Annotated in this window: 20 protein-coding genes; 4 read left to right on the top strand and 16 right to left on the bottom strand. The window is 59.4% G+C overall.

Translation table 11 applies throughout. The features are described from left to right. Position 1: 1 nt before the first annotated feature. The 9 genes from IB266_RS11325 to IB266_RS11285 all read right to left on the bottom strand — a co-directional run bounded on the left by IB266_RS11325 (position 2) and on the right by IB266_RS11285 (position 14,503). The gene (locus IB266_RS11325; protein WP_192261225.1) at positions 2-6,100 is read right to left on the bottom strand and encodes a hypothetical protein; all 6,099 of its coding nucleotides are present in this window, start codon (positions 6,098-6,100) and stop codon (positions 2-4) included. Between the two features lie 56 nt (positions 6,101-6,156). Beyond that, positions 6,157-7,467, bottom strand: coding sequence for an HlyD family type I secretion periplasmic adaptor subunit (locus IB266_RS11320; RefSeq protein WP_192261224.1), 1,311 nt, complete (start codon positions 7,465-7,467; stop codon positions 6,157-6,159). Then, complete coding sequence (locus tag IB266_RS11315) at positions 7,467-9,206, bottom strand: type I secretion system permease/ATPase (RefSeq protein WP_192261223.1); 1,740 nt, start codon at positions 9,204-9,206, stop codon at positions 7,467-7,469. Before IB266_RS11315 ends, IB266_RS11320 begins: the two co-directional genes overlap by 1 nt. Before the next feature lie 208 nt (positions 9,207-9,414). Then, positions 9,415-10,713 carry a flagellar hook protein FlgE gene (flgE, locus tag IB266_RS11310; RefSeq protein ID WP_192261222.1) on the bottom strand — a complete coding sequence of 433 codons (1,299 nt, stop codon included), beginning with the start codon at positions 10,711-10,713 and terminating at the stop codon, positions 9,415-9,417. 28 nt (positions 10,714-10,741) lie between these two features. After that, positions 10,742-11,464, bottom strand: a complete 723-nt coding sequence (gene flgD, locus IB266_RS11305; RefSeq protein WP_192261221.1) for a flagellar hook assembly protein FlgD — start codon at positions 11,462-11,464, stop codon at positions 10,742-10,744. Positions 11,465-11,479: 15 nt separating this feature from the next. Then, positions 11,480-11,923, bottom strand: a complete 444-nt coding sequence (gene flgC / locus IB266_RS11300; RefSeq protein ID WP_060741038.1) for a flagellar basal body rod protein FlgC — start codon at positions 11,921-11,923, stop codon at positions 11,480-11,482. A 3-nt stretch (positions 11,924-11,926) separates the two neighbouring features. Next, positions 11,927-12,334, bottom strand: coding sequence for a flagellar basal body rod protein FlgB (gene flgB / locus IB266_RS11295; RefSeq protein ID WP_060741037.1), 408 nt, complete (start codon positions 12,332-12,334; stop codon positions 11,927-11,929). Between the two features lie 356 nt (positions 12,335-12,690). Continuing rightward, positions 12,691-13,518: a protein-glutamate O-methyltransferase CheR gene (gene cheR / locus IB266_RS11290; RefSeq protein ID WP_003204735.1), complete on the bottom strand. Its 828-nt coding sequence runs from the start codon at positions 13,516-13,518 to the stop codon at positions 12,691-12,693. 58 nt (positions 13,519-13,576) lie between these two features. Beyond that, entirely contained in the window at positions 13,577-14,503 is a 927-nt protein-coding gene (locus IB266_RS11285; protein WP_060741036.1) for a chemotaxis protein CheV, read from the bottom strand. A gap of 78 nt (positions 14,504-14,581) precedes the next feature. On the opposite strand from IB266_RS11285, the gene flgA reads away from it, so the two are divergent. The 4 genes from flgA (at position 14,582) to IB266_RS11265 (ending at position 17,190) form a co-directional block, all read left to right on the top strand. Then, positions 14,582-15,346: a flagellar basal body P-ring formation chaperone FlgA gene (gene flgA / locus IB266_RS11280; RefSeq protein WP_192261220.1), complete on the top strand. Its 765-nt coding sequence runs from the start codon at positions 14,582-14,584 to the stop codon at positions 15,344-15,346. A gap of 172 nt (positions 15,347-15,518) precedes the next feature. After that, positions 15,519-15,836 (top strand): flagellar biosynthesis anti-sigma factor FlgM, encoded by a 318-nt coding sequence (gene flgM, locus IB266_RS11275; protein ID WP_072412230.1) that lies wholly within the window; start codon positions 15,519-15,521, stop codon positions 15,834-15,836. A gap of 47 nt (positions 15,837-15,883) precedes the next feature. Beyond that, positions 15,884-16,351 (top strand): flagella synthesis protein FlgN, encoded by a 468-nt coding sequence (locus IB266_RS11270; protein ID WP_192261219.1) that lies wholly within the window; start codon positions 15,884-15,886, stop codon positions 16,349-16,351. A gap of 92 nt (positions 16,352-16,443) precedes the next feature. Next, positions 16,444-17,190 (top strand): flagellar brake protein, encoded by a 747-nt coding sequence (locus tag IB266_RS11265; protein ID WP_060741032.1) that lies wholly within the window; start codon positions 16,444-16,446, stop codon positions 17,188-17,190. 62 nt (positions 17,191-17,252) lie between these two features. Here the strand turns inward: IB266_RS11265 and IB266_RS11260 are convergent, their stop codons facing one another. From IB266_RS11260 to IB266_RS11230, 7 genes are all read right to left on the bottom strand, one after another. Next, on the bottom strand, positions 17,253-18,614 hold the full coding sequence (locus IB266_RS11260) for an MFS transporter (protein WP_192261218.1): 1,362 nt from the start codon (positions 18,612-18,614) through the stop codon (positions 17,253-17,255). A 70-nt stretch (positions 18,615-18,684) separates the two neighbouring features. Beyond that, entirely contained in the window at positions 18,685-19,926 is a 1,242-nt protein-coding gene (locus tag IB266_RS11255; RefSeq protein WP_192261274.1) for a glutamine synthetase family protein, read from the bottom strand. A gap of 339 nt (positions 19,927-20,265) precedes the next feature. After that, positions 20,266-20,958 carry a sensor histidine kinase gene (locus IB266_RS11250; protein WP_060741029.1) on the bottom strand — a complete coding sequence of 231 codons (693 nt, stop codon included), beginning with the start codon at positions 20,956-20,958 and terminating at the stop codon, positions 20,266-20,268. After that, positions 20,951-22,558, bottom strand: a complete 1,608-nt coding sequence (locus tag IB266_RS11245) for a tetratricopeptide repeat-containing response regulator (protein ID WP_072412240.1) — start codon at positions 22,556-22,558, stop codon at positions 20,951-20,953. Before IB266_RS11245 ends, IB266_RS11250 begins: the two co-directional genes overlap by 8 nt. 380 nt (positions 22,559-22,938) lie before the next feature. Further along, positions 22,939-23,535, bottom strand: coding sequence for an imm11 family protein (locus tag IB266_RS11240; RefSeq protein WP_072412247.1), 597 nt, complete (start codon positions 23,533-23,535; stop codon positions 22,939-22,941). A gap of 51 nt (positions 23,536-23,586) precedes the next feature. Beyond that, complete coding sequence (locus IB266_RS11235; protein WP_072412249.1) at positions 23,587-24,456, bottom strand: hypothetical protein; 870 nt, start codon at positions 24,454-24,456, stop codon at positions 23,587-23,589. A gap of 53 nt (positions 24,457-24,509) precedes the next feature. Beyond that, positions 24,510-25,124 (bottom strand): GAD-like domain-containing protein, encoded by a 615-nt coding sequence (locus tag IB266_RS11230; protein ID WP_192261217.1) that lies wholly within the window; start codon positions 25,122-25,124, stop codon positions 24,510-24,512. Between the last annotated feature and the right edge of the window lie 11 nt (positions 25,125-25,135).

Genomic DNA, 25,135 nt, shown 5'->3' with positions numbered 1-25,135 from the left:
CTTAGACCGGAAGGGTGAAAGAGTCACCGTTGTTGGTGAAGAACGTCTCGATGGTATTGCTTCCTGCGTACCAGTCCTTCAGGAAAACACCGGAGTCCAGGTTTCCGCTCTGGTAATCGGCCACGTTGAAGATGTAGGCGCCCGCATCGGTTTTGATCACCTGCACGTCGTTGACACTCTGGATATTTTTCAACCTGACAGTGTCGACACCGGTTGTCCCGGTGTCCTCAATGGCGACCATGCTCTTGGAGTTGACTATGTAGGCGTCACCACCTTCCCCACCATAGGCATCGCCAGACGCATTCATATTGAAGGTATCGAAACCCGCGCCACCATGAAGCTCATAGGCGTAACCGGTTCCCGTCAGGATGTCGTTGCCATCGCCGCCATGAGCAATGCCGGAGGAGACCGTCAACGTATCGCTGCCGGCCTCGCCGTAAAGCACGCTGCCAACATCGTTGCCGCTGCTCATCATGGTGTCATTGCCATTGCCGCCATACAGCGTATCGGCTTGGGCGCCCGAGGAAGGCGTCAATGCAAGGGTGCTGATATCCGTGACGGTACCGCCATAGATAAAGTCATCGCCATCGCCGCCGTAAAGCAAGTCGTTACCCGCCCCACCTTCCAGCTTGTTCGAGTAGGCATTGCCCGTCAGGGTGTCGTTGAATTGCGAGCCGATCAGATTATCGATATTGGCCAGCACGTCGCCTTGCGCATCACCTCCCGACGCGGTTCCCGCCAACAGATCGACCTGTACCGCATCGTTGCTGGTCAGATACCAGGCACCGTCGCCACGGCCCAATCCATTGAGCGTGTCAGCGCCCGCCCCTCCGATGAAGTTTTCCGCAGCTCCCGTACTGCCGGTGAAGGCATCGGCCTGGGCGGTCCCCTGGAAAATCTCGATGGAGGTGTAGCTATCGCCGGCCGCGACACCCGTCACCAGAGGCGCACTCAGGTCCAGCGTGATACCCGAGCTCTCACTGGCGAAGCTCAACAAGTCCAGGCCGGTGCCGCCGTTGAAGATATTGGCCCCTGCATCACCGACAAATACGTCACTGTAATTGGAGCCCGTAATCGCTTCGATGCTGCTGTAGGTATCACCTGCCGCGATGCCGGTATGGATACCCGTTTGGGTGTTGATGGTGACACTCGCACCGCTGTCAGCGTAGCTGACTGTATCGGTGCCCGCGCCGCCGATGAGTTGGTCCGCGCCAGCGCCACCGAACAGGGTATCGTTACCCGCACCGCCGATGATGACGTTGTCCGAGGCGTTGCCGCGACCGATGAAATTACCCGTGCCAGTGAAGGTCAGGCGCTCGACCTCCGAAGTCAGGGTCACGTTGACCTGATTGGTGCGCACCTCATCGTCACCGCCACCGGCAAACTCCCGCACGAACTGGCTGGCCGTGCCGTTGATGATGTACACGTCGTTGCCGTTACCGCCGTAGAACTCGGTAGTGCCCAGTGCAGTAGTGAACACATCATCATAGTTCGAGCCGGTAATTCTCTCGAAGGCAGTGAAGGTGTCGCCTTGAGCATCGCCGCCCGACCCCGTCCCCGCGGTGGCAGACGTCATGGTGATATTGATGCCCTGTTCCGACTGCGAATAAGAAAGCATGTCGGTACCTGAGTAGCCATCCAGGCTGTCAGCATCGGCACTGGCGTAAAACGTATCGTCGATTGCCGAGCCTCGGAACGTCTCGATTCCGCTGAATGTATCGCCCGCTGCAAACCCGGTATGCACGCCGGTTTTCAGGTTCAGGGTTACGCTGCTCGCATCCTCGTAACTGACGGTGTCGATGCCGGCACCGCCAATCAATTGGTCCGCACCATTGCCACCGATCAAAATATCGTTACCGGCGCCGGCGGTAATGATGTTGTCCGAGGCGTTGCCAACGCCACGGAAGTTACCCGTGCCGGTAAAGGTCAGGCGTTCAACCTCCGTGGCCAGGGTCACGCTGGCCTGATTGCTGCGCACCTCATCGTCACCGCCACCGGCAAACTCCCGTACGAACTGGCTGGCCGTACCGTTGATAACGTAAACGTCGTTACCCGCACCACCATAAAACTCGTTAGTGCCCACAGCCGTGGTGAACACGTCGTCGTAGTTCGAACCGGTAATTCTCTCGAAGCCAGTGAAGGTGTCGCCTTGGGCGTCGCCACCCAACCCAGTTCCCGCCGTGGCGGACGTCATGGTGATATTGACGCTTTGTTCCGACTGCGAGTAGGAGAGCATGTCGGTACCGGTGTAGCCATCCAGGCTGTCGGCTGCGGCACTGGCGTAGAACGTGTCGTTGATTGTCGAGCCCCGGTAGGTCTCGATGCCGTCGAATGTATCGCCCGCCGCAAACCCGGTGTGCACACCGGTTTTCAGGTTCAGGGTGACGCCACCCGAGTCCTCGTAACTGGCGATATCAACGCCATCACCGCCAATCAACTGGTCCGCACCATTGCCGCCGATCAAAATATCGTTACCGGCGCCGGCGGTGATGATGTTGTCCGAGGCGTTGCCATTACCGCGGAAATTACCTGTACCGGTGAAAGTCAGGCGCTCGACCTCTGTGGCCAGGGTGACGCTGGCCTGATTGGTGCGCACCTCATCGTCACCACCACCGGCAAACTCCCGCACGAACTGGCTGGCCGTGCCATTGATGACGTAAACATCGTTACCCGCACCACCATAGAACTCAGTAGTGCCCAGGGCGGTGGTGAACACATCGTCAAAGTTCGAGCCGGTAATTCTCTCGAAGGCCGTGAAGGTGTCGCCTTGGGCGTCGCCGCCCAACCCAGTCCCCGCCGTGGCGGACGTCATGGTGATGTTGACGCCCTGCTCCGATTGCGAATAAGAGAGCATGTCGGTGCCCGTGTAGCCATCCAGGTTATCGGCTGCGGCACTGGCGTAGAACGTATCGTTGATTGTCGAACCCCGGTAGGTTTCGATGCCGTCGAATGTATCGCCCGCCGCAAACCCGGTATGCACGCCGGTTTTCAGGTTCAGGGTGACGCCACCCGAATCCTCGTAACTGGCGATATCAACACCATCACCGCCAATCAACTGGTCCGCACCATTGCCGCCGGTCAGTAAATCGTTACCGGCGCCGCCGGTGATGATGTTGTCTGAAGCGTTGCCATTACCGCGAAAATTACCTGTACCGGTGAAGGTCAGGCGCTCGACTTCCGTGGCCAGGGTCACGCTGGCCTGATTGGTGCGCACCTCATCGTCACCACCACCGGCAAACTCCCGCACGAACTGGCTGGCCGTGCCGTTGATGACATACACGTCGTTGCCCGCACCACCATAAAACTCGTTAGTGCCCACAGCCGTGGTGAATACGTCGTCGTAGTTCGAACCGGTAATTCTCTCAAAACCAGTAAAGGTGTCGCCTTGGGCATCGCCGCCCAGCCCCGTCCCCGCGGTGGCAGACGTCATGGTGATATTGACGCTTTGTTCCGACTGCGAGTAGGAGAGCATGTCGGTACCGGTGTAGCCATCCAGGCTATCGGCTGCGGCACTGGCGTAGAACGTGTCGCCAGCGGTCGAGCCACGGAAGGTCTCGATGTCGCTGAATGTATCGCCCGTGGCGAAGCCCGTATGCACGCCGGTCTTCAGATTCAGGGTGACGCTGCTGGCGTCCTCGTAACTGACCACGTCAATACCGGCACCGCCAATCAATTGGTCCGCGCCCGCACCACCAATCAAGGTATCGTTACCCGCGCCGCCGGTGATGATGTTGTCCGAGGCGTTGCCGACGCCACGGAAACTACCCGTGCCGGTGAAGGTCAGGCGCTCGACTTCTGTGGCCAGGGTGACACTGGCCTGATTGGTACGAACCTCATCGTCACCACCACCGGCAAACTCCCGCACGAGCTGGCTGGCCGTGCCGTTGATGACGTACACGTCGTTACCCGCACCGCCATAGAATTCGGTGGTGCCCAGGGCAGTGGTGAACACATCGTCAAAGTTCGAACCGGTAATTCTCTCGAAGGCACTGAAGGTGTCGCCTTGGGCGTCGCCGCCCAGCCCAGTCCCCGCCGTGGCGGACGTCATGGTGATGTTGACGCTTTGTTCCGACTGCGAGTAGGAAAGCATGTCGGTACCGGTGTAGCCATCCAGGCTATCGGCTGCGGCACTGGCGTAGAACGTGTCGCCGGCGGTCGAACCGCGGAAGGTCTCGATGTCGCTGAATGTATCGCCCGTCGCAAACCCGGTATGTACGCCGGTCTTCAGGTTCAGGGTGACGCTGCTGGCGTCCTCGTAACTGACGATGTCCACACCGGCACCGCCAATCAATTGGTCCGCACCATTGCCGCCGATCAGCACATCGTTACCGGCGCCGCCGGTGATGATGTTGTCCGAGGCGTTGCCGACGCCACGGAAACTACCCGTGCCGGTAAAGGTCAGGCGCTCGACCTCTGTGGCCAGGGTCACACTGGCCTGATTGGTGCGAACTTCGTCGTCACCGCCATCGGCAAACTCCCGCACGAGCTGGCTGGCCGTGCCGTTGATGACGTACACGTCGTTACCCGCACCGCCATAGAATTCGGTGGTACCCAGGGCGGTGGTGAACACATCGTCAAAGTTCGAACCGGTAATTCTCTCGAAGGCCGTGAAGGTGTCGCCTTGGGCGTCGCCGCCCAGTCCCGTCCCCGCCGTGGCGGACGTCATCGTGATGTTAACGCCCTGCTCCGACTGCGAATAAGAGAGCATGTCGGTGCCCGTGTAGCCATCCAGGCTATCAGCTGCGGCACTGGCGTAGAACGTGTCGCCAGCGGTCGAGCCACGGAAGGTCTCGATGCCACTGAATGTATCGCCCGCTGCAAACCCGGTATGTACACCGGTTTTCAGATTCAGGGTGACGCTGCTGGCGTCCTCGTAGCTGACGATGTCCACACCGGCACCGCCAATCAATTGGTCCGCGCCCGCACCACCGATCAAGGTATCGTTACCCGCGCCGCCGGTAATGATGTTGTCCGAGGCGTTGCCAACGCCACGGAAACTACCCGTGCCGGTGAAGGTCAGGCGCTCGACCTCTGTGGCCAGGGTCACACTGGCCTGATTGGTGCGAACTTCGTCGTCACCACCACCGGCAAACTCCCGCACGAGCTGGCTGGCCGTGCCGTTGATGACGTACACGTCGTTACCATTACCGCCATAGAATTCGGTGGTGCCCAGGGCAGTGGTGAACACATCGTCAAAGTTGGAACCGGTAATTCTCTCGAAGGCCGTGAAGGTGTCGCCTTGGGCGTCGCCGCCCAGCCCAGTCCCCGCCGTGGCAGACGTCATCGTGATGTTGACGCCCTGCTCCGACTGCGAATAAGAGAGCATGTCGGTGCCCGTGTAGCCATCCAGGCTATCAGCTGCGGCACTGGCGTAGAACGTGTCGCCAGCGGTCGAGCCACGGAAGGTTTCGATGCCACTGAATGTATCGCCCGCGGCGAAGCCCGTATGTACGCCGGTCTTCAGATTCAGGGTGACGCTGCTGGCATCCTCGTAACTGACGATGTCCGCACCGGCACCGCCAATCAATTGGTCCGCGCCATTGCCACCGATCAGCACATCGTTACCCGCGCCGCCGGTAATGATGTTGTCCGAGGCGTTGCCACGACCGACGAAGTTGCCCGCACCGGTGTAGGTCAGGCGCTCAACGTTGGCTGCCAACGTCAGGTCGCCCAGCGTCGTGCGTACTTCATCGTTGCCTCCGTCAACCAACTCGGAGACCGTCACGCCCGTTCCGCCGACGATATACACATCATCACCAGCCCCACCCTGAAGGGAATGCCCACTGGTCTGGGCGGTCAGCGTGTCGTTGAAGGACGAGCCCACCACGGCTTCTATAGCCGTCAAAGTATCGCCCTGAGCGTCCCCGCCCAGGCCAGTCCCCGTGATCAGGCTGACTGTCACCCCAGCGGTCGAATTCGCGTAGGACGCCGTATCGATACCTGTCCCACCGTTGAGGGTGTCCGCACCCGCGCCACCCTCCAGCCAATCATTGCCATCTCCGCCACTCAGCGAGTCATTCCCTTCCAACCCATACAGCTGATCCGCACTCGTGGTCCCTACCAGCGTGTCCGCACCCGATGTCCCATTAATCACTGCCATTTTTTCTTCCTTGCCCTGTTGATGAATCGGTTGTGCGTCAGTGGAACAGCAAAGCCTCATCCTTCCCGGAAGGCCCGCTGGGCGTGGTCGCTGATCGGTTTAAGCAAATAAGACATGACGTTCCGGGAGCCGGTCTGGATCATCGATTCCACGGGCATCCCCGGCACCAGGGCGAGCCCTTGAAGTTTTGCCAACTCGCTCTGAGGAATCCTGATACCCGCCCGGTAAAACCCAATCCCGGTACGCTCATCCTGAATCAAATCCGCTGACAGGCGCACCACGGTGCCGGTCAGTTCCGGGGTGGTGCTGCGGTTGAAGGCGCTCAAGCGCAAGATCGCCGATTGCCCGACCGTCAGTTGGTCGATGTCCTGGGCACTGATCTTCGCCTCCACCAGCAACTCATCATCGGCCGGTACGATTTGCATCAGTCCTTCAGCGGGAGAAATCACGCCGCCAATGGTATGCACCGCCAATTGCTGCACACGACCGGCGATGGGAGAGGTGATGTCGATGCGTTTAAGCTGGTCGCTGGCAGTGATTTCCCGCTCGATCAGTTCACCTTGCCGGGCCAGCAGATCCCGCAGTTCCTGGGACACTTCACTGCGGAACGTCTGGTCAACCTGGAGTCGTTGCAACTCGGTTTCGGCGATCTTGCCCCGCGCCTCGGCAATCGATGCCATGAGCTGGCCCCGTTCTCCGCGCAAGCGGGCAATCCCCCGGGCCAAGGCATTGACCCGGTCGAGGGTCATCATGCCTTTGTCGAACAGTTTCTTGACGGCCTGGTATTCGCTGTCGATCAGCTCGATTTCTTCTTGCTTGGTTTTCTGCTGGATGTCGTGGCCGGCAATGGTTTCATTGAGTTGCTGGATGCGTTCGCGCAGTTGCTTCTTCTGGCCGTCTCGGGAGGCGCGTCGGTCGAAAAACAATTGCTGCTCGATGGCCATCACAGCCTTGGCCTCATCCACATTCATGCGAGTCAGCAACTCTTTGGGCAGCGGGACTTCGCTGGCGTTGTCCCGCTCGGCCTCCAGGCGAGCCAGACGGGCCCAGGCCTGATTCAAGGATTTACTCACGATGGCTTGGCTGGCGGCCGGCAAGGTTGCGTCCAGGCGCAGCAACACATCTCCCGCCGCAACGCTCTGCCCTTCCTTGATCAGCAACTCGGCTACCACGCCGCCAGTGGGATGCTGGATGGTCTTGACGCTACCCTCCACGGCCACCACGCCCGTGGCGACGACAGCGCCGGACAGTTGGGTGCACAACGCCCACGTCAGGCTGCCGCCGAGCAGCACCACCAACGAGAGGCTCCCCCAACGCAAATGACGGGACAAGGAATGGGTCAGGCTGGCTTCTTGATCGGTGTGCATCAGTTGGATACTCCCAATTCCACGACATTACTGGAGGGACGGGGGGCCGCTGCAGGCGGTCGTTTAAGGACGACATCCCTGGGGCCGAAAGCCGCCTGCACACCGTTCTCGAGAATCAGTACCTGATCGATCACCGCCAAAATGCTGGTGCGATGGGCAATCACCACCACGATTGCGCCGCGAGCCTTGAGCGCCAGGATCGCTTTGGCCAGCGCTTGCTCGCCGTCGGCGTCGAGGTTTGAATTCGGCTCGTCCAGCACCACCAGGAACGGATCACCAAACAGCGCCCTGGCCAATGCCACCCGCTGCCGTTGCCCCGCCGAAAGGTTGACCCCGCCCTCGCCCACTTGGGTTTCATAACCCTGGGGTAGTTGCAGAATCAGCTCATGGACGCCGGCCAATTGCGCGGCGCTGACAATCGCACTGTCCTGTGCTGAAGGATCCAACCGGGCGATGTTCTGGGCGACGGTTCCGGTAAACAGGCCAACGCTTTGCGGCAGATAACCAATCAACTTGCCTCGAGCCTGCTCAGCCAGCAGGTCCAACGGCGCCCCATCGAGCCGGACATGCCCCCGCGCCGGCACCCATGCGTTGACCAACACTCGCGCCAATGACGACTTGCCCGATGCACTCGGCCCCACCACACCGACAGCGGTGCCTGCGGCGACCATGAAGTTGATATTTTGCAAAGTCAGGCGCTGCGCGCCGGGCGGCGCGGCAAAAACACTTTCCACCTGCAAATGGCGATGGGCAGCGGGCAGTTCGGTCTTGCTCTGGGTATCCGGGAACAGAGAGAACACTTCCAACAGCTTCTTCCAGGCGACCTGGGCACCCAACAGGCTGCGCCACGTGGCAATGACCTGCTCCGCCGGTGCCAGGGTTCGCGCCACAATAATCGAGGCCGCAATCATCGTGCCGCCGCTCAAGTCGCCTTTGATCACCAGCCATGCACCCAGGGCCAGGGCGGCCGATTGAACGATCTGGCGCAGGGTTTTGGAAATGCCACCGTAAAAGCCGCCGATGTCGATCGAGCGTCGTTGCAGGGTGATGAAGGTGCTGTGATTCTTCTGCCAGATGTTCGACGTGTCAGCCAACATGCCCATGGCCTTGAGGGCTTCGGCGTTCTGGTGGGCTTGCTGGCCCAGATGATTGCGCTTGTTCAACGCCTCGGCTGACGCCTGCATCAATTTGCGGGTTTGCCGGTCAGTGGTCACGGTCAGCGCGATGAGGATGACCATCAGGCCGGCGGCTAAAAGACCGAACAACGGGTGAATGTAAAAGCAGACCGCGAGGTAAACCGGCATCCAGGGCAAATCGAAAAATGCCACCAGCCCCGGACCGCCTATGAAGTTCCGGATCTGGTCCAGTTCCTGGGCCGGTTTCAGGGCATCGCCAGTAATGGGCGTTTTCAGCGACGCACCGGCAATCACATTGAACACCTTGGTGGACAGCGCCAGATCCAGCGAAGAAGCGATTCGCACCATGACCCGGGAACGAATGACATCCAGCAGGCCCGAAAGCGCATAGACCCCCAGCGCCAGCAAGCCCAGCGCCACCAATGTCGGCACGCTCTGGCTGGGAATCACCCGGTCATACACTTCCAACATGAACACCGGGCCGATCAGCGCCAGAATATTGATCACACCGGAAAACAGGGCAGCGCCGAGCAGCCCCCGACGCAGTAGCAATTTCAATGAAGGCGCGACGACAGGCGCACTGACCGCGTTATGAGGTTTCAACTGGTATCCGTCCCTTGGTTCTTCGTGACATCCCTGTCGTCAGTCAATACAGGCTTGATGACAGTCGTATGGAAACTTGACGCTCTTTGAGCGATTTGGACTGAAGTGCAAATTCCGCACCAGCTACCCGACAAACGGTCATCCGTTCAAAACTCACCCATAAAAAAACCGACGCCCAAGACGTCGGTTTTTTTGCAACAGCCAGCTATCAGGCCATCTGAATGATGGTCTGCATGATGGTGCTCTGGGTGGAGATAGTCTTGGCGTTCGCCTGGTAGTTGCTCTGGGCCTTGATCAGCTCGACCAGTTCGTTGGTCAGGTTGACGTTGGACTCTTCCAGGGAGTTGGAGACGATCGAACCCAGGGTGCCGGTTTCCGGGGCATCGTAGCCCGGGATGCCCGACGCGAAGGTTTCTTTCCAGCTGGTGCCGCCTACCGGCTGCAGACCTTGCTCGTTGGTGAAGCTGGCGAGCGCGAGCTGGCCGATCGGCTTGGTCTGGTTGTTGCTGAAGTTGGCCAGCAACACACCGCTGCCGTCGATGGTCAGGTTGGTAATCTGGCCGGTGGCGTAGCCGTTCTGGGCTGGAATCGAGCGGGCGGTGTCGGCGTTGAATTGGGTGGTATTGCCCATGGAAATCGTGATGGTTGGCGCACTCGCGGCGCCGTTGGCGGCCCATACGCCGTTGGTCACGGTGCCGGGAACCCAGCCGGTCAGTACCAGATCACTATTGACCGTCGCTGGCGGAGTGGTGACCGTGGTCAACTTGCCGTTCGAATCGAAGTTCATGGTCGAAGGGATCGGCGCAGTCGCACCGGTCGTGGTCGGCAAGGTGCCGTTCAGGTTACGACCATCGATCAAGGTATAGACGTTCCAGGTGTTGCCGGCAGTCTTGACCATGTACTGGTCCATGGAATGCTGGTTGCCCTGGGTGTCGTAGACCGGAGTGGTGAACTGCTTGGTGAACGTAGCGGTGTCGTTCGGATTGAACGCCGCAGTGATCGCCGTCGCTGTCGAGTTCAGGTTGATCGTCGACGAAACCAAGCTGGTGGCATTCGGCGGCAGGTTCGAGGTGTCGATGCGCAGGTCGGTCAGGATACCGTTCTGGATCTTGCCGTTGGCGTCCACACCATAACCCTGCAGGCGCGCAGTACCATCGCTGTTGGTGATGAAACCTTCCTTGTCGGTCTTGAACGTACCGGCACGGGTGTAGCTCAGGGAGCCGTCGTTGCTCAAGACAAAGAAGCCCTGGCCCTGGATGCCCATGTCCAGCACGTTGCCGGTATTGTTCACGTCACCCTGGCCGAACTGTTGGGACACGTTGGCCAGGCGCACGCCGTTACCGACGGTCTTGCTGCCCGAACCCAGCTTGGTGGCCGAGTAGACGTCTTCGAATTCCGCGCGAGACGATTTGAAACCGGTGGTCGCCACGTTGGCGATGTTGTTGCCGGTCACGTCCAGCTGTTTGTTGGCTGCATAGAGACCGCTAAGGCCGATGTTAAAAGACATGTTGACTCCTTTTGCCGGTTAGTCGGCTCTACATACCAATAGTTTGTACTTTGGACAGGGCAATGCTGCCCAGCCCGGCCAGGTTGAGCATCAACTCGCCGCCCGTCTGGCTGATGGTCACGCTGCTGACCGTGGCCGGCAGGTTGGTGATCAGCGACGTGGCCTTGCCGTCGATGGTGGTCGAAGCGGCGAAGGTGTAAGTGCCCGATTCAACGACCGTGCCCGCATCGTTCTTGCCATCCCAGATGAAGGCCGAGTTGCCGGCGTTCTGGCTGCCCAGGTCGATGGTGCGAACGGTCTTGCCGTCCTTGTCCACGATCTTGACGGCGACGGAGGAAACCGATGCCGGTACCACCACCGTACCGTTGAGGCTCTTGGAGGTATCGACCACAGCCTTGTCACCTGGGGCAATGACCGAGCGGCCCACCAGCGACGAGGCCTGCAGGGCCTGGGACGAGTTGTAGTTGCCGGCGATGCCGCTCACCGTCTCGTTGAGGGTGGTGATGCCTTCCAGGCTGCTGAACTGCGCCAACTGGGCAACGAACTCACCGTTGTCCTGTGGCTCCAGCGGGTTCTGGTTTTTCAGCTGGGTAACGAGCAGTTGCAGGAACGCATCCTTGCCCAGTTCCTTCTTGCCGGTCGCCGCACCTGTCACTGCCCCGAGGGTATCGGAGGTGTTGTTGGTCTTGACCGAGGAGTTGGCCAGAATCTCGTTGAGGCTCAAACCGCTTGTAGTGTTGGTAACGCTCATGTGACTCGCCCCTTATCACTGACCGAGGGTCAGGACCTTCTGCATCATGGCTTTGGCGGTGTTCATCATTTCGGCGTTGGTCTGGAACGAACGACTGGCGGAAATCATGTCGGCCATTTCTTCGACGACGTTGACGTTCGGGTAGTAGACATACCCCTTGGCGTCCGCGGCCGGATGGTTTGGCTCATAACGTGCTTCGAGGTTGCTCTGGTCCTCGACCACGCCAAGCACCTGTACGCCTTGCCCGGCCGCTTCCTGATCCTGGAACAGCGAGTCGCTGCCACCGGACTGGCCGCCCTGGAACATGGTGGCGAATACCGGGTGGCGGGCGCGATAGGTCTGGTCGATGCTCGACGAAACGGTCTCGGCGTTGGCGATGTTACTGGCGACGGTGTTCAGGCGAGTGGTCTGGGCACTCATGGCACTGCCGGCAATGTTGAATACGCTAGCAATCGACATGGCTTACTCTCCGCGCAGGGCCGATATCAGCCCTTTGAACTTACTGTTGAGCAGGGTGAAGCTGGCCTGGAAGTTCACGGAGTTTTCCGCGTAGTTGGACTGTTCCAGTTGAGCGTCCACGGTGTTCTGGTCGATCGACGGTTGCATCGGCGTGCGGTACATCAGCGACTCGTCGCCATTACCCAGGCCTTCGGCTTCGATATGACGGTTGTTGGTCATGTTCAAGGCGAAGTGGCCGTTCTTGGCCTTGTCGTTCTGCTCGGCGAGCACCTTGGAAAAGTCCAGGTCCCGCGCCTTGTAGTTCGGGGTGTCGGCGTTGGCGATGTTATTAGCCAGGACTTCGGCACGCTGGGCGCGGAAGCTCAGGGCCTGTTCGTGGATACCGAGCGCTTTATCGAAGCTGATGCTCATGTCGGAAACCTTTGGGTGACCAGAATGTACGTACGACGGCTAAAGCAAGCGCCGTGCCATTTCCAAAAAGCCCATAAACCGGGGCTTTGCGGGCACCGGCAAAGCGGCAATGCCAGAAAAGCGGCAACGAGTTTCCGCTTACCTGCCGCTTTTCTGCCGCTTCTCAAGGGCAACGGCACTCAAACTGTGGGAGCGGGCTTGCTCGCGAATGCGGTGTGACAGTGACATTTATTTCGACTGACACACCGCATTCGCGAGCAAGCCCGCTCCCACAGGGATAATGGAGGGGGAAGCAGGATGGAATAAAAAAAAACGGGAGACCTGAGGGCTCCCGTTTTTTTGACAACACCCGCGAATCACTTCGCCTGGTAGATGATCCCCGGGCTGCACTGGACCATCTGGTAATGATCCGGCAACCCGTTCAACGCCTCGGAGGCGCCAAGGAACAGGTAGCCGCCCGGCTTGAGGGTGCTGTGGATACGCAGCAGGATGTCTTTCTTCACTTCGGCGGAGAAGTAGATCAGCACGTTGCGGCAAAACACGATGTCGAACTTGCCCAGGCTGGCGTAGCTGTCCAGCAGGTTGAACGAGCGAAACTCCACCCGGCTCTTGATCGGTGCCTTGACCACCCACTTGCCCGGCCCTTTCGGGTCGAAGTAGCGTTGCAGGCGGTCCGGCGACAAACCACGGCCGATGGCCAGGCTGTCGTACTCGCCAGTCTTGCAGTTATTGAGCATGGTCCCGGACAGGTCGGTGGCGACGATCTGCACGCCGCCTTTCAACTGGCCCAGGTTGGAGCGCTCGAACTCATCGATGGACATCGACAGCGAATAGGGTTCCTGCCCCGACGAACAGGCCGCCGACCAGATCCGCAGGCGCTGGCCCGGGCTGGCCTTGATGGCAGCCGGCAGCACTTTGTTCTTCAGCACCTCGAACGGATAGGTGTCCCGAAACCACAGGGTTTCGTTGGTGGTCATGGCGTCCACCACCATCTCGCGCAAGCCGCTGCGCGGTTGGGTCTGGATACGCTGCACAAGCTCGCCCAATGACTTGAGGCCCTGTTGCTCCATCAATTTATTGAGACGGCTCGACACCAGGTATTGCTTGTTTTCACCAAGCAAGATGCCACAGGCTTTTTCCAGGAAGACCCGGAACTGTTCGAAATCCAAATTACCCGTAGACAAGATACCGCCTCTTTCATCGTGTTGACTTGCCGGGCGCACAACGCGCCCGACCTTTACTTTATTCTGCTGCCTTGATCCGATCGACCACCCGGGACGCCAGGTCATCGGGACGGAATTTCGCCAGGAAATCGTCGGCACCGACCTTCTTGACCATCGCCTGGTTGAAAACCCCGGACAACGAAGTATGCAAGATGATGTGCAGTTTTTGCATGCGCGGATCGCTGCGAATTTCCGAGGTCAGGGTGTACCCGTCCATCTCCGGCATCTCGATGTCGGAGATCATCATCAGGAACTCCTCTTCGGGCTTCTTGCCCTCGTCGACCAGCGCACGCAGATAATCCAGCGCCTGCCGCCCATCGTTCAACGCCACCACTTCCACCCCGACCGTTTGCAGGCAACGGGTCACCTGCTTACGCGCCACCGACGAATCATCGACGGTCAGCACCCGCAGCGAAATCGCCTTGTGCTGGGTCTCGGCGTCCACCACACCCGCAGAAATCGCTTCCGGCGTGGGCGCCACTTCGGCGAGGATCTTCTCCACGTCGATGATTTCCACCAACTGATTATCGACCCGGGTCACAGCCGTCAGGTAGTGATCGCGGCCGGTGCCCTTGGGCGGCGGATGGATCTCTTCCCAGTTCATGTTGACGATGCGCTCCACCGAACGCACCAGGAACCCCTGGGTCTTGGTGTTGTACTCGGTGATGATCACGAACGGATTGCTCTGGTCCAGCAACCGACCGGAACCGGTCGCCATCGCCAGGTCGAGAATCGGGATGGTCGCACCCCGGATATTGGCCACACCGCACACGACGGGGCTGGACTTGGGCATCAGGGTCAGCTTGGGGCATTGCAGCACCTCGCGGACCTTGAATACGTTGATCCCGTACATCTGTTGGCCGTCGAGACGGAACAACAACAGCTCCAGGCGATTCTGACCGACCAGCTGAGTGCGCTGGTTCACCGAATCCATTACTCCCGCCATGCCCTGACTCCTACCTAACGCTAATGTGCCCGACGCGCATTCATCACTAAACGGCACGGGGCTTGCTATTGAACCGGCATGAACGCACAAACGACATTTTCTCGACGCCTGACCACTCACTGCCGCCACTGGCTCGGTGCACTGCTGGCTGTCTGCCTGTGCACTTCGGGCGGTCCTGCCCTTGCGGCGGCTCCGGTTACCTTGCCTGATCTCCTTATCGGCGTCACTCAGGGCTTTCTTGAATTCACCGTAGAAGACTACCTGGCAACCAGTCAAACCGAAGGTCGTTACGAAATCGAAGTCAACCAGCTCGACCCGCGCCTGCGCATGCCCATGTGTGACAAGGAATTGACTGCTTCGCTGGAGAGCCCGGCCCGGCCCCTGGGCCGCGTCACGGTGAAGGTTCGCTGCGACAGCGCCGCGCCCTGGACGGTGTTCGTGCCCGCTCAAGTGCGCCTGTTCCGGGAAATTGTCACCACCACGCGTCCACTCAAGCGGGCCGGCATCGTCGAGCCCCAGGACGTGATGTTGCGCGAACGGGACATCAGCCAGATCACCCAGGGCTTCCTGACCTCTGTCGATCAGGCCATCGGGCAGAAACTTGTCCGACCAATGGTCGCCGATCAGGTCGTGACGCTGGTGCACCTGGAACAGGCCGAGGTGGTCCGCAAGGGCGACCAGGTGGTCATCACCGCCCGCAGCGGCTCACTGGCCGTGCGGATGCCCGGCGAGGCCCTGTCCAACGGCGGCATGCGTGAACAGATACGGGTAAAAAACCTCAACTCACAACGCGTCATCAAGGCGCAAGTGATGGCTCCAGGCCAAGTGGAAGTGGCGATGTAATGACCCGATAGAGGAGGTAGAAAGCTGGCGCTTGATCCCGGTGTTCCCTAGACTGTGCCTTACGCCAAGGCAAGCGCAGACGTGCGCACGTTCATTGAATAAATGAGCCTAAAGTTTTTTTGGGGATGGCCGAAAACATGGCAAGCGTCCAAATACCCAGAGGTTTTTTACCATGGTCATCGATTTCAATCGTTTAAACAGCTCTTCACCGCTGACAGGCACTACGCGTACCAGCGCCGCCAAGGAAACCGTCGAATCCGACAAATCCGCACCGGTGTCCACGCCAGCCGAAAAGGTCAGCAACGGGGAGTCGGTACACCTCAGCAATGAGGCTCAGCAGTTGCAGAAGCTCACTGACAAGCTGCGCGATCAACCTGTCGTCGACAACGCCCGCGTGGCCGAGTTGAAAGCAGCCATCGCCGATGGCAGCTACAAAGTCGACAGCAACCGCGTAGCCAGCAAACTGCTCAACTTCGAAGCCCAGCGCTAGGCCGCCGCCTGCGCCAGGCTTTTGGACGCTAAGACCCAAGGCCAGCCATGCACGACACTCATTTGTTGCAACTGATCATCGACGACTTCGTTCCAGCGCAACAATTGCTGGAGTTATTGCAGGCCGAATCCGTGGCCCTGCACGGTCGTGACATGCCTTTGCTGGAAACCATCCTGGCGCAGAAACAGGCACTGATCATCTTGCTCGACCAGCATGGCCGCAAGCGCAGCGAGATCCTCGCCAGCCTCAACCTGCCCGCCAGTCATGACGGCCTTGAGCAGTTGGCTGCCCAGTCGACCATCGGCGATCAGCTGCGGGCCCAGAGCAAAGTGCTCAACGACCTGCTCGCCCAATGCCAGGCGACCAACACCCGCAACGGCCAGTCGATCCTGATGCAGCAAGCCGCCACCGCCAACCAGTTGCGCATTCTCAACGGTGGCGAGATCCCGACGCTGTACGACGCGAGCGGTTCGACGGCCAGAATGGTCAAGCACCGCCCGCTCAGCCAGGCATGAAACGAACAATGCCTTCGCTCTATCAACGCGCGATACATGCTGGCAAAATGCCGGCCATTCGTAGTCGTATTTTGCCTGGAGATTGACCCACCGTGTTCAATGCCTCAAACGCGGATGACGCTCCGCAGCCCCCCAAGGTCCTCACCACGCCCCTGGAAATTTCTGGCAACCTGCGGATGCTGCAAGATAGCCATGACCCGCTGATCATTACCTTCCATGAACGTACCCAGCGCTTCCAGAGCTATCTGGTCAATGTCGATCGCGAGACCAACTCCATCGCCCTGGATGAAATGATTCCCCGGGACGGCGAGCGTTTCCTGCTGGCCGGCGAGCCGTTTCGCGTCGAAGGTTTCCATGACGGTGTACGCATCGCCTGGGATGGCAAGGGCCCACTGACCATCGATGAATCCAGCGACGGTCGCTGCTATCGCGGCGCCCTGCCCGACGAAGTGGTCTACCACCAGCGTCGCAACGCCTTCCGCGCCGCCCTGAAACTGGCCCAACTGGTGAGCGTTGAACTGGGCGGCGACAAGCTCAAGTCCCCCGTGGACGGCAAGCTGCTGGACATTTCCGCCACCGGTTGCAAGCTGCGTTTCGACGGCGACATCACCGAACGCCTGCAATTGGGCCAGGTGTACGAGCGCTTCATCGCGGCCCTGCCGTTTGGCAACATGATCGCCCCGGTCGAGCTGCGTTACCTGCATTTCGAAGAAAGATTCAACACCACCTTCGCTGGCGTACGCTTCCACAACATCAGCGGCCTGGTGCAACGGCAGGTCGAGCGGTTCGTCTACCAGCTCCAGCGTGAAGCCCGACGCTTCGATAAAGACGACCTCTGATCGTCGAGTCATGAAAAAACGGGCAGTCCCTTGCGGTGACTGCCCGTTTTTTTATGCCCGTTTCAAGGCCTGGCCTGGGTAAAGCTAGGGGCCTCAGGCGCCTCGGCGTCAGCTTCAGCCGCGCTCTCAGTGGCGGGCTCGGGCTCCATCTCCGGGCTGGCCGGTGCCTGCATCTGCTCCTGCACCACTTGTTCATCCACCCGTGGATCGAGGCACGCCACCAGAGGCGAACTCGACATGCTGTCCGGCATCGCCACGTGATGCAGTGGCGCGTCATCGACCTGATGCAGGTTGGTCACCGCTTTCGGCCGGATCCGCCACACCAGCACCAAGGCGAAGAAGGCAAAAAAGCCGTAGAGCATCTGGCTACCGAACATCTTCATCAGCACACCCGCCACCAGCGGCCCGATACTGGCGCCAACGCCATAGGTCACCAATAGCATCGCGGTCAGGGACACCCTTCGATCCGCTTCGACGTGGTCGTTGGAAAACGCCACCGCCAGCGGATACAGGCAGAACTGCACCAGCGAACAGAAAAACCCGGCGACAAACAGCACCTCCAGCGGCACCGCCGGAAGGATCGCCAACGGCAGCGCACAAATCGTCAGGACCAGCGCAAAGCAGCGGATCAGCAGCGCCCGGTCGTAGCGGTCAGAGAGCCAGCCCAGCGGCCACTGCACCAACAATCCGGCAAAGATGCAGCTCCCCATGAACAAACCGACCTGCTCGGTCGACAGGCCCTGCTGGGACGCGTACAGCGGTGCCAAACCATAGAACGAGCCGACGATCAGCCCCGACCCCAACACCGTGCTCAACGACTGCGGCACACGCTTGATGAAGAAACGCGGCTCCATGGGCGCCGGATGCAGCGCCGCCGGGTGAATTCGCCGGGTCAGCGTTACCGGCACCAGGCACAGGGCGAAGCACAGCGCCACCAGCATCAGCAGCTCCAAGCCCAGGGCCGGGTGCATGACCAGGATCAACTGCCCCAGCACCAGCCCCAGGTACGAGGCGATCATGTAGCCGCTGAACACCACCCCACGCTGCTTGGCATCGGCCTGCTCATTGAGCCAGCTCTCGATGACCATGTACTGGCACATCATGCCCAGGCCAACAATCATCCGCAGCACGATCCACGCAGGCAGCCAGTCCACCAGGCCATGGCCCAGCACCGCTGCCCCGACGATCCCGGCGCAGGCCGAATAGGCGCGGATGTGCCCGACGCGGGCGATCAGCCGGTGGCCGATCTTGCCGCCCAGCACCAGGCCGAAGTAGTTGGCGGCCATCAGCGCACCGACCCAGAGGCTGTCCACATGGTCGGCGGCCAGGCGCAAGGCCAGGTAAGTACTCAAGAGGCCCGAGCCGATCAACATCATCAGCGAGGCGAAATAAAGCGCTCGAAAAGGTTTCCAGATTTGGCGCATCGGCGTTCCGAGCGGCTCCTTGAGGTGAGTAAGGGCTATCCGTTGAAGATAGCCCGAATGCAGCGGTTCTTTATGCCTGGGCCGCCAGGACACGTCGCTCCCAGGGCGTGATTTCATCGAAGAAGCTGGTCAGCTCCAGGGTCTTGGAAGCGATGTAGCCTTCGATGAACTCCGTGCCGAACAGTTCCTTCGCCAGATGACTACGCTTCAGACGCTCCAGGGCGGCATGCAAGGTACATGGCAGCGACAGATTATCCGGCACTTCGAATTCGCCCTGGATCGCCGCGCTCGGCTCCAGGCGATGTTCGATCCCGTACAACCCGGCGGCCAGGCTGGCGGCAATCGCCAGGTAGGGGTTGGCATCGGCCCCGGGCAAGCGGTTCTCGACCCGTCGGGCCACTGGCGAACTGGCGGGAATCCGCAGCCCGGCCGAACGGTTGTCATGGGACCAACAGGCATTGTTCGGTGAGGCGAACGGATGGCACAGGCGTTGGTAGGAATTCACGTTCGGCGCGAACAACGCGGTGAAATCCGCCAGGCAAGCCTGTTGCCCCCCGATGAAATGCCGGAACGCGGCCGTCGGTTCGCCCGCTTCGTCGCTGAAGACGTTGCGGCCGCTGTCCGCCTCGACGACGCTCTGGTGGATATGCATCGAACTGCCCGGCGTGTGAGCCAGGGGCTTGGCCATGCAGACCACGGTCAGGCCGTGCTTGAGGGCCACTTCCTTGAGCAGGTGCTTGAACAGGAAAGTCTGGTCGGCCAGCAGCAGCGGGTCGCCGTGCAGCAGATTGATCTCGAACTGGCTCACGCCCATTTCATGCATGAAGGTGTCGCGCGGCAATCCCAGCGCCGCCATGCAGGCATAGACTTCGCTGAAGAACGGACGCAGGCCATTGTTGGAGCTGACGCTGAACGCCGAGTGGCCGTCTTCGCGACGTCCATCCAGGCCCATCGGCGGCTGGAACGGCTGGGTCGGGTCCGGGTTGGGGGCGAATACGAAGAATTCCAGCTCGGTCGCCACCACCGGCGCCAGGCCAAGGGCGGCATAACGCGCGACAACTGCCTTGAGCTGGCCGCGCGTCGAGAGCCGGGAGCTTTCACCGGTCAGTTCGTCGGCGTCGCAGATCGCCAGGGCACGAGGCTGTTGGCTCCAGGGCAGGCGGTGGATCTGTTTCGGGTCGGCCACCAGCGCCAGGTCGCCGTCATCGCTGCCATAGAAACGCGACGGCGGATAACCGCCCATGATGCATTGCAGCAGCACACCTCGCGCCAACTGCAACCGCCGCCCTTCGAGGAAACCTTCGGCGGTCATCACCTTGCCCCGCGGCACGCCATTCAAATCCGGCGTGACACATTCAATCTCATCAATGCCCGTCAGTCGCTGCGCGAGTGAACGCTGGCCATCGGTCGTCATGACGCAATCCTTGTTATGTGCGAGCCGCGAACGGCAACCCGTACAAAATAGGCTCCGGCTGTTCGGAATATCAAGCGCCCGGAGGCAATTAAAATCTTATGCAATACGACTGTGGGAGCGAGCTTGCTCGCGATAGCGTCGGCCCAGCCAATATTGAGTTGACTGATACACCGCTATCGCGAGCAAGCTCGCTCCCACAGGGGATTTGTGTTGCCAGGGATACTCAGGAGAGCCTGTTCAGGGCAAGTAAAGCCGGAACACCCCGCCGCCCAACACACCGCCATTGGCAATCTCGGTCCGCCCGCTCACGCCGCCGCGCTGGTGCAGCCCGGCGATTCGTGCGGCGAAGTACAGGCCCAACCCGGTGCTGCCGCTGCTGTGGTTGATGCCCTGCACATACTCGGCCTGACGCTCGATCATCTCTGGCGGGTAACCTTCGCCGTCGTCATTGATGGTCAGCACCAGTTGCCCGGCTTCGTCACTCACACTGATCAGCAGCGCCTGGCGCGCATGGCGAATGGCGTTGTTGATGCAGTTGTCGAGCACCGAGGCCACCAGCTCGCGGTCGAAAAAGCCCAAGGGGCTGAGGGGATCGACATCGTAGGTGGCCATGATTCCGCGGCTGCGGAACACATCCTGATGGCCGGCCAGTTGCGCCTCGATGAAATCGTCCAGCTCGTGGTAGGCCGGGTGCAACGGCAACTGGTTGACGCCGAGCTTGTACAGCCCCAGCAACTGCACCATGAGGCCATTGAGGTGGGCGAACTCGAACTCGATGACACCCTGCTCCGACGTCTGTCGCTCGGATTCGGGCAGGCGTTCGAGCCATTGCCCATGTGCCTGCATGAGCAAGGTCAGGGAGTTTTTCATGTCGTGCACGGTCGACGCGATCACCGTGGAAAAGTCGAGGGCCTGTTCGCTGTCATTCATCGCCAAATGCCTTGCTTCGCAGTTTTTGATAACGCGCAAAACGCGCATCGGAGTCGGGCATCATGCCCACCAGTTTCAGGCAGTCGCGGCACTCCTGCAGCAATTCCGACTCCACGCTGGTGTCGGTGCCATGCAGCAGCGATTGCGCCATGTTCAGGGCAATACTGATGTTCTTCGGTTGCATCTTCAGCGCACGGCGGAACAGCTCCCGCGCCTCCGGCAATGCGCCGGTCTTGTAGACCCGCACGCCTTCGCGGTTCAACTCGGCGGCGGCATTGCCCTGATTGAGGATGTTCGGGTCGTCGGTGAGCTTGGCAATGCCTTGCATCACCGCCGGGTCATCACCGTAGATTTCCGCGCAGTTCTTGAGCATCGACTCCCCGGCGCTGGTCTGGCCAAGCATCTGCAACTGCTTGGCCACCAGCAACGCGGCCTCGGCGCTCATGAACTGCTCCATGCCATCGAGGCGTTGCAAGGCCTGTTCGGTGAGCTTCTCGGCGGTTTCGGCATCGTTGAGCAACAGGCTGGTGGCCTTCATCAGCCGTGCCCGGACCTGCAACCCCGGGTCGTTGAGGTTCTCCTTCGCCACGGCGCTGAGGGTGGTGTTGATCTCCAGCCGGGTGCGGGTATCGAGGCCTTTTTCGCTGCCCTTGCTGATCAGCGCGTGGGCCAGGCCAAGGTTGCTTTCCGGATCCTTGAAGCGCGACTGCGCGCCCTGCCCGACCGCCTGGCGATAAGCCCGGGAAGCCGTGTCATAGTCTTCGTTGGTCATCGCCAACTTGCCCAACAACGACTGCCGGCGCACGGCCAGCGGCGACAGGCGCACCGCCTCTTCCAGCACATGCTGCGCCTGCTTGGTGTCACCTTCGGCCATCAACACTTCGGCCATGCCGTCGTACAACGCCGGCATCATTGGAAAGACTTTCAGGGCTTTTTCATAAACGGCCTTGGCCTGCCCCACCTGGCCGCGCTTGAACATCAACTTGCCCAGCCCCGCGTAGGCCCACGGCAACGGGCGATCCGCCAGGATGGAGTTGTACAGCCGCTCCAGGGCCTCGTTCTGATTCAGGTCGCGCAACGCATCGGCCCGATAACGCAGGCACAACGGCCCGTAGCGCGGGTCCTGTTTGCACAAGGCGATGCAGGCATTGAGCACTTCCATCGGCTTGCCACGATCGAGGGCTTGCAGGATCGGCTTGAGCAGGGTCTTGCGCTGCTCGAGCCGCTCCAGCCGCTGGGCCAGACCAGAGCGGTTGAACGGCTTGGTCAGGTAGGCATCCGGCTCATGCTCCAGGGCACTGAGCACCATCGCCTGGCTGGTCTCGGCGGTCACCATGAGGAACACACTTTCATGGCTGATCAGCTTCTCGACCATCAGGTCTTCCAGCACCTGCTGGCCATTCTTGCGCCCATCGCCCAGGTGATAGTCCTGCAAGATGAAGTCATAACGCTTCTGCGAGCACATGCGCAGCGCCACTTCACCGGTGTCGGCGGTGTCCACGTCCTTGACGCCCAGCTCACGCAGCATGGACCGGATCGAACTGCGGAAATCCGAGAAATCATCGACGATCAGAAAACTTTTTTGGTGGTACGCCAGCATCGAGGATGTCCAGGCAAGTAAGAAAATAACCCAATGGCATAACAACGAAACGCCGTGTCACAACCCCGAGGCGCGCAGATGATAGCCACCAGCCAGCAACGTTCAAGGGATTTCAGCAATCGCTTGGTTTGGCTGTGTCGTGACGCACATTGCGAGCCAAAACGCAGGAGACAACCGGGCTCATCGGGTTATCGGCAGCAGATGGCGTTCCGTTAAGGGAAGGTGTGGGGAAAACCGAGAGCAGAGAATCAGACCGTGGCGAGGGAGCTTGCTCCCGCTGGGCCGCGCAGCGGACCTGTTTTTTGGCGGCTGCTGCGCAACCGAGCGGGAGCAAGCTCCCTCGCCACAAAGGATGATGTCAGGCTTCATCCCTCAAACAATCAGCAAATAACTTCACCCTCACCATTCACCCCCTCCAATAGCATCCCTCTGAGACCCGCGCGCTCCAGCCGAAGCTTCACATCCTCGCTAACGATCAATGCCCCCAAGTGTTTCTTGATACGAAAAATATGTTTTCCCTGGACCTTGGCAGGATCAATGACGAGATTCAGAAAAACGCTGTATTCGCCAGCTCGATCAGGTCGTACGGGATCATTGACCTCATATTTTTTGTAAGCGGAGCGTGATTCGTCTACGCAATCCAATTGGGTCTCGACAATCATCACATAGTAACGATCATGAGCTTGCTCGCCTGCAACCGCCACAGGCTCGAGCACGACATTCATATACGGTTCATCAACGTCGGGAACGCCCAACAATGCATCCCTGGCTTTTTCACTCAAGACCGGCACAGAGGCATAGCCAGCCAAGGAAAAATCCAGACTCACACCTTCCTCACGAACCTCAAGGGCGTAAGTACATGGCTCCATGTACTCAGAAGGGGGGTCGATGAAGAGCCAGTTGTTGCAGTGCTTTATATCTCCCAAATACCAGCGTTCAGGAAACCGCACATCTTCCCGCAACAAGTAATACTTCATTTCAGCTCACCGCGTGTCGTTGCTTAACTGAAAAAAGGGTCGCGCCTGCGTCTAAAGCCCGAAGAAACGCTCGTAGGCCGTCTCCACCTGGACAGCAAGCTGATCAGAAATGATGACCAGGTGTTCTAGCGCAGCCGTCTCTGCGGACAATAAAGGGCTCGACACCGCCGGAACAGTTAAACCTAGCTGCTGTCGGACCTGGAAAATCGCGTGGACCTCCACAGGCAACAAATCGAAAGGCGCATATTTGAATTCAGGGTCCCAGGTCCCGCCGGCGTCTTCAGCGTGGGTTAAGTGATATTGACATAGCTCTTGCAGTGCATGAGCAAGCCCTTGCTCATCTGTCCATTCGTCTATCACGTTTTGATAAATCCCCAGATCCATCGACTTGATCTCTGGAAGCGTCTCTCCTTGCGAATAGACTGAATAAAGCCAGAGCATGAAAGGTTCGAATCGACGCTGTTCAAGATAGCTGGAATCCACGGCGCCATTGATAGTCAGCATTCCGGCCAGCACATCGGCCACGGACGCGGCCAGATCTCGACGATCAGCCACTATCAATCCGGCCAGCAAGCATCCAGCAATGCTCAATTGGTTAGTCAAATTGGGGATGGTTTTGATGCCTTGAAGAAAACTCGTTTTTGAGAAAGTCTTGGCGTTGAGCATCAGCGCCCAATAACGGTACATCATCGAGCGCGAGACGTCTTCCCAACCAGAAGCCTCTCCATCACTGACCGCGACTTCGCCCCGAATGCCGTAATATGTCGCCAGAATCCCCAACGAGTCAGCCACATTGTTCAATCCGTTTAATGAGTCGCTGGCAAGATCCTCATCGATATAGCCAAGCTCTTGAGCCGTCAGGCCTACCGACTGGGAAAGCCAACGACGGTGCCGATCAAGCCGGACGTTGATTTCATCCATTTCGATACACTCCTTTTACACCAGTACGACGTCCTTCCGCTCACCGTGCTCACTCAGGACCGCATCTGTCGAAGGATCGTTAAGTGAACCTCTAAATTGCACTTAACCAACTGATCCAGCGAAGCCGTCCCTCCAAAAAACAATGCAGGCTCAAAGCCATAGACCTCACTCTCGCCAAGTGCACCCAACTTCTCCAGCGCCCGCTCAAATAGAAACTCACCTTGATGATCCTCCAGATCATAACGTTCCTTATCAGACATAGCGAAAAATGTCTGAAGGGCGAGATCCGGATCTTTATTAGGCGTTTTCAGCTTATTCATCAACGCGACGATAGACCCCGTCGGACATGAAACTACAATTTTCTGATTGTATTTCTCCCCCCAAGCATAAAGAGTCCCAAACGCGCTTTTTGCAATAACGTGGTAATTATCTATTTGTGGAAATTCAGTACCCGCGAGCCACATATCGAGCAGATATTTATAATCATCCGGGTTCACTGTCCAGAAAAGGCCATTGGCATATCCACACCAACCCTCCTCCTGCCAATAGTCAAGCAGCGCGTCAGGCAGCACTTTACGGTACTTCGCAATTTGGGAGTCAGACACCTGTCGATGAGATGTGGCCTCTCCCATCACGCTGATGAAATACTGGAAATCTTCATCCCTCAACTTGCCGGCGC

This window comes from Pseudomonas sp. Pdm06 (assembly GCF_014851795.1).
Classification (GTDB): Bacteria; Pseudomonadota; Gammaproteobacteria; order Pseudomonadales; family Pseudomonadaceae; genus Aquipseudomonas; species Aquipseudomonas fluorescens_AA.
The sequence above is the reverse complement of the archived record's forward strand: the minus strand, read 5'-3'. Positions and strand labels throughout refer to the sequence as shown.